The 4,293-nt window shown below is 61.3% G+C and carries 6 protein-coding genes; 2 read left to right on the top strand and 4 right to left on the bottom strand.

Features of this window, described 5'->3' with window-relative positions:
- The first annotated feature begins 187 nt into the window (after positions 1 to 187).
- Entirely contained in the window at positions 188 to 688 is a 501-nt protein-coding gene (locus GNZ21_RS16340; protein ID WP_157324360.1) for a GNAT family N-acetyltransferase, read from the top strand.
- A gap of 90 nt (positions 689 to 778) precedes the next feature.
- Here the strand turns inward: GNZ21_RS16340 and erm are convergent, their stop codons facing one another.
- From erm to GNZ21_RS11175, 3 genes are all read right to left on the bottom strand, one after another.
- The gene (gene erm, locus GNZ21_RS11185) at positions 779 to 1,636 is read right to left on the bottom strand and encodes a 23S ribosomal RNA methyltransferase Erm (RefSeq protein ID WP_157324358.1); all 858 of its coding nucleotides are present in this window, start codon (positions 1,634 to 1,636) and stop codon (positions 779 to 781) included.
- 287 nt (positions 1,637 to 1,923) lie between these two features.
- The gene (locus tag GNZ21_RS11180; RefSeq protein ID WP_157324355.1) at positions 1,924 to 2,523 is read right to left on the bottom strand and encodes a GNAT family N-acetyltransferase; all 600 of its coding nucleotides are present in this window, start codon (positions 2,521 to 2,523) and stop codon (positions 1,924 to 1,926) included.
- A gap of 30 nt (positions 2,524 to 2,553) precedes the next feature.
- Complete coding sequence (locus tag GNZ21_RS11175; protein WP_157324352.1) at positions 2,554 to 2,982, bottom strand: DUF1801 domain-containing protein; 429 nt, start codon at positions 2,980 to 2,982, stop codon at positions 2,554 to 2,556.
- Positions 2,983 to 3,112: 130 nt separating this feature from the next.
- On the opposite strand from GNZ21_RS11175, the gene arfB reads away from it, so the two are divergent.
- Entirely contained in the window at positions 3,113 to 3,580 is a 468-nt protein-coding gene (arfB, locus tag GNZ21_RS11170; protein ID WP_157324350.1) for an alternative ribosome rescue aminoacyl-tRNA hydrolase ArfB, read from the top strand.
- 88 nt (positions 3,581 to 3,668) lie between these two features.
- On the opposite strand, the gene GNZ21_RS11165 is transcribed toward arfB, so the two are convergent.
- Positions 3,669 to 4,109 carry a YtoQ family protein gene (locus GNZ21_RS11165; protein WP_157324345.1) on the bottom strand — a complete coding sequence of 147 codons (441 nt, stop codon included), beginning with the start codon at positions 4,107 to 4,109 and terminating at the stop codon, positions 3,669 to 3,671.
- Positions 4,110 to 4,293: the final 184 nt, after the last annotated feature.

Here is a 4,293-nt window from a genome sequence, read left to right as displayed (position 1 = left end):
CGCGCTCACAGACCCTCAACTGACGCTGATCAGGGCTTTGGCACCTAAATGGATACCCCTTTATAGGAAAAGTCACGCATTGGCTCCCCTGGTGAACTCCCACTCAACTCAACGCCTGCTCCACCTAGTGTGGAGTCCGGGTCCTCCGCGCTGAATTAGACTGAAATGGTCGATCTCAGGAGGGGAAGTGACTGATCCATTACCTGCCACCGGAGAGGACGTCCGGGGAATCTGGTCCTTGCGGCGTCAACGTGAGGATTGGCTGGCCTCCCGGGGCATTGATCAATGGATACCAGGAGAAGTTCCTCTTCCTGTAGTTCAAGAGCAAGTGGATCATGGGGAATGGCACGTTCTGCGGGATGCAGATCAGAACGTGATCGCCGGGCTCCGTGTCCTGTGGGACGATCCGGATTTTTGGGGGCCCGACGATGGAAGTTCCATCTACGTTCACGGTCTCATGGTCAATCTTGCTCAGGCAGGTGGCGGCTTGGGTGCTCGGCTTCTCGAGTGGGCAGCACAAACTGGTGTCCGGCATGGGAAAACGAGGCTTCGGTTGGACAGTGCGGCTACCAATCCCGGGCTGACCACATACTACGAGCGCCTCGGATTTCAACGCCAGGGCCAACGCCAGGTGAGGGGCCTCTTCGAGGTCATCCTCTGGGAGCGTCCGATTCCAACAGCTGGCTAGACACCCCGACCCAGGTCTGTCCGGGAGGCTTCTACGAGAGCCCTTCAGCTCAAGCAAGGGCATGTGGTATTCGACGGTCTCCCAGTTCCACTACCGGTGAAGGGGGCGCCTGTGCTGCCGGCGCTTCGGGCGCGGACCGGCACGTTCGGTTTTGCCGAGCTGTCTGCCAGTACGCCGTGAGGACCCGCGGCTCTTCTCATAGATACCGGCCCATTGTTCAGCCGTCAGCTCTTTGGGCAGGGCAGTCTTCCTGATGCCCAGCTCACCGAGCCATTGACCGATCTGCTTCTGATCACTGCCGGTCGCACTCCGGAGGATCTGCCCTACGCCCCGACCTGGGCCGGTGAAGACCCGGTGGACGAACCCACCATATTGCTTCCGCTCTTTCCAGGGCAGCAGCGGCGCCGCACGGCGGGTGATGGTGATGATGCCAGCATCAACGCTTGGTGCTGGGGTATAGGCGGTGGCAGGCACTCGGCCGGCCAACTCAAATGCGTAGAACGGCGCCCATTGGGCAGTCATCATCGTCGCACCGCCCACACCCGCCCGCCGGCGTGCGACCTCCCATTGGGTGAGGAGCACCGCCTGTGTCCAATGCGGGTGATGCAGCAGCTTGCGCAGAATTGCTGTGGTGAGGTGGAACGGCAGGTTCCCCACAATGACGAACGGCTTCTGCGGCAGCCTGTAGTCCAGGAAGTCGCCGGTCACCACCTGAGTGAGCTGCGCAGTCCTAGACGCTAAGTGCTTGGCAAGCCCGGGGTGGATCTCCACCGCAGTGAGCGGTCGGCCGAGTTTTTCAAGCGGCAGGGTCAGCGCGCCTGTGCCGGGACCGACCTCCAGGAGAGGCCCCGGAACCACGGCGGCGAGATCAACGATTTTACGGATAGTGCGGCGGTCGGTGAGGAAGTTCTGGCCGTGTTCGTGACGGCCCTCGGCATAGGTATGCATGATGTTTCTCCAGGAAGGAAAGTTCTTCCTAGGCAGACACAGGGATCTTCAGATGAGACCGGAAAAGGGTATGGCTCTGTGCCGCCCAGCTGTTCAGAAAGCTGGCGCGGCGGCGCGCTGTCAGAAGCGGAGAATCTGGAAAGCTCGTCGCCGCAGCGTTACGCCCAGGGGCGTGCTACAACGGCGATTGATATCGAACCCATACAGCACAGTCTAGAACGACTGGCTGACACCCACCACTTTTCCTCAACACCCGTAGTGAGGCACCGGAACCCGCTGAGGCGGGATTAAGCGGCCAGATCCTCCCACTCGAAGGAGGTGGTAGTCCCAGACTGCCAGTCCTGGCGCAGGATTGCGTAAGCCACAGAGGCAACAGGTTCCCCACCTTCCACCGGCCAGCCGCGCCGGTAATGGGCTTCCTTGATGAAGCCGCTGCGCAGGAACACCTTGCGCATCGCAATATTGTCCTCACGGGTCTGACCTTCGAAACGCTCCACCTCTGGGTAGGTCTCGAACACCAGGGAGGTGAGGGCACGCAGAACTGGAACGCCCCACCCCTTTCCTCGGTGCTCATCGGCCAGCCGCAGGTCGAACAGCGGCGCACCATCGGTGAGATCCTCCAGAACGACGACGCCCAGGCGCACCTGGTCTGCCCAAACCCACCAGCCGCGGTGATCGGTCTCCTCCGCCTGCTCAGTCTCGTAGTGCTCCGGCCCGTAGCCGTATGCGCCCTCAGCGATACCGGCCTGCACCTGCTCGGCTTCCGGACGGGACCGCACATGAAAGGGGTAGTGCTGGCCGGTGATGAACTCGGTGAGTGCCGCGGCGTCGTCGGCTGACTGAGGGCGGAGGTGGACAAAGCTGATCTTGGTGGCGGGAAGGTTCATGCCTCAACTCTATCGAGCCAAGCGCACAGCTTATTCGCGTACCGCCTCGTGCATACTTTCTCGCATAGAGCGCTCGATCAGTTCTCGGAGAACTACTATGTTCACACCAGATAGGCGGGAAAGATAGAGGCACGCTTTGCTGGCCCTGTAGTTACCAAGCTTCTCCAAGAGTTCCGGCCATAGGTCGGCGTAGTTGCTGACCAGATAAATCGTGTGGTGAGTCTTTGTGACAGCAAACGCGAGCAGCGGCGCCTTTCCGCCGTGTCCGCTCGGATAGCGGTACTCGTACTCGCCGAATCCGATGATTCGCCCAGCCCAGACTACGGGCTTGTCCCCACTGATTTCGCTAAACATCCGCAGGAGTTCGTCAGCTTCGGCTCGTCTGGGGCCACTCGCCTTGCCGAGCACCGAATCTACGGGCATATCAGATGGTGACATGGCCGGCTGCTTGGCGGACATGGAGGCTCCTTGCGGTCGAGTGCGGCTTAGCTTACCAACTCAGCAGCTGCGCACCGCCGGCGCCCCTCGCTAGTGGATGCCCACCCGCTGAACGAACTCCTCCGTGATCTAGGACCCCCGCAGAGGACGTATGCGAAGGTTTGGCAGACTTACTGGTGTGGAAGATCTGCACATTACCGCTGGGCCCGGAGCGCCCCAGGGTCTCACAGTGCCCGCCGGCGAACTTCTCGAGCGGTTCTCTCACGCCTCGGGTCCAGGCGGCCAGGGCGTCAACACCACAGACTCTCGTGTTCAGCTGAGCCTGGATATCGGTGCCACAAGCGCACTGACCGAAGTCCAGCGCGCACGCGCTCTTGAGCACTTGAGGGCCCGGCTATCGGGCACAGTATTGACCATCAGCACCGCGGAGCACCGCTCGCAGCTGCGCAACCGGATAGAAGCACGCAGGCGGCTGTCCGAACTTTTGCGTGAGTCCGTCGCACCTGCCGTGAGAAGGCGTCCCACCAAACGAACTCGTGGCTCTCACCGGCGCCGGCTGGAGCAGAAGAGTGCTCGCTCAAAGATTAAGCAGAGCCGAAGGCGTCCGCCGCTCAGCTGAGCCCCCGGTGCGCCCGTCGACAGAGGGCAGCAGACGGGCATTAATCTGGAGCGTTTAACGGCATACAGTCTCGGCTCCAGCCCCGGGGTTAGGCTTTGAGCACGTACCGCAGGGTCTCTACCACCTGGTCGGTGGTGGTACACCACGCCTGAGCCTCAGCGTCGACCTCCTTGAGCGGATGGACGATATCTGCCTCGTGAAGGGTGATGTACGGCTTGCCCAGGGCGGCGCAGTAGCCTGCGTCGAAGGCGGCGTTCCACTGCTTGTACTTGTCCCCGAATCGCACCACGACCAGATCGCTCTGTTCGATCAGGGTACGCGTGCGGATGGCATTGACCTTGGCGGACTGGTGATCACGCCAGAACTGGCTTTCGGTCTCAACCAGATGGTCGCCGGCGGCGTCGCTGGCAGGGTGGTCGGTCACCGGAGCGGTGAACTCCACGTCCAGTCCTGCGGCTTCCGCGCCACGCTGGATCTCTTCCCTCCAGTCGGTGTGGATCTCACCGGAAAGATAGACAGAAAAACTCATGGTTCCAGGCTCCTATATTGGGTGTAGTCGTGGCCAGTTCTGTTCAGCTTGCCCGCGCAGGCTCAAAACGTCTAGTCAAGCGTACTTTAGCCTCGATCCACCGATGAGGTAGGGGCTGTGAGGGTCAAGTCCCGTGTAGTGGTGTAACTGGCTCTCCGAGTTGCTGGGTGATTATGCGGCTTCG

This window comes from Nesterenkonia alkaliphila (genome assembly GCF_009758175.1).
Classification (GTDB): Bacteria; Actinomycetota; Actinomycetes; order Actinomycetales; family Micrococcaceae; genus Nesterenkonia; species Nesterenkonia alkaliphila.
Note: the sequence above shows the minus strand (reverse complement) of the source record. Positions and strands in the feature narration are given on the sequence as shown.

What these genes read in the sequence shown, in the direction of transcription:
- GNZ21_RS11180 (WP_157324355.1), bottom strand. Translation starts at nt 2,523, where the DNA reads ATGAACCTTCCCGCCACCAAGATCAGCTTTGTCCACCTCCGCCCTCAG.
- erm (WP_157324358.1), bottom strand. Translation starts at nt 1,636, where the DNA reads ATGCATACCTATGCCGAGGGCCGTCACGAACACGGCCAGAACTTCCTC.
- arfB (WP_157324350.1), top strand. Translation starts at nt 3,113, where the DNA reads ATGCGAAGGTTTGGCAGACTTACTGGTGTGGAAGATCTGCACATTACC.
- GNZ21_RS11165 (WP_157324345.1), bottom strand. Translation starts at nt 4,109, where the DNA reads ATGAGTTTTTCTGTCTATCTTTCCGGTGAGATCCACACCGACTGGAGG.
- GNZ21_RS11175 (WP_157324352.1), bottom strand. Translation starts at nt 2,982, where the DNA reads ATGTCCGCCAAGCAGCCGGCCATGTCACCATCTGATATGCCCGTAGAT.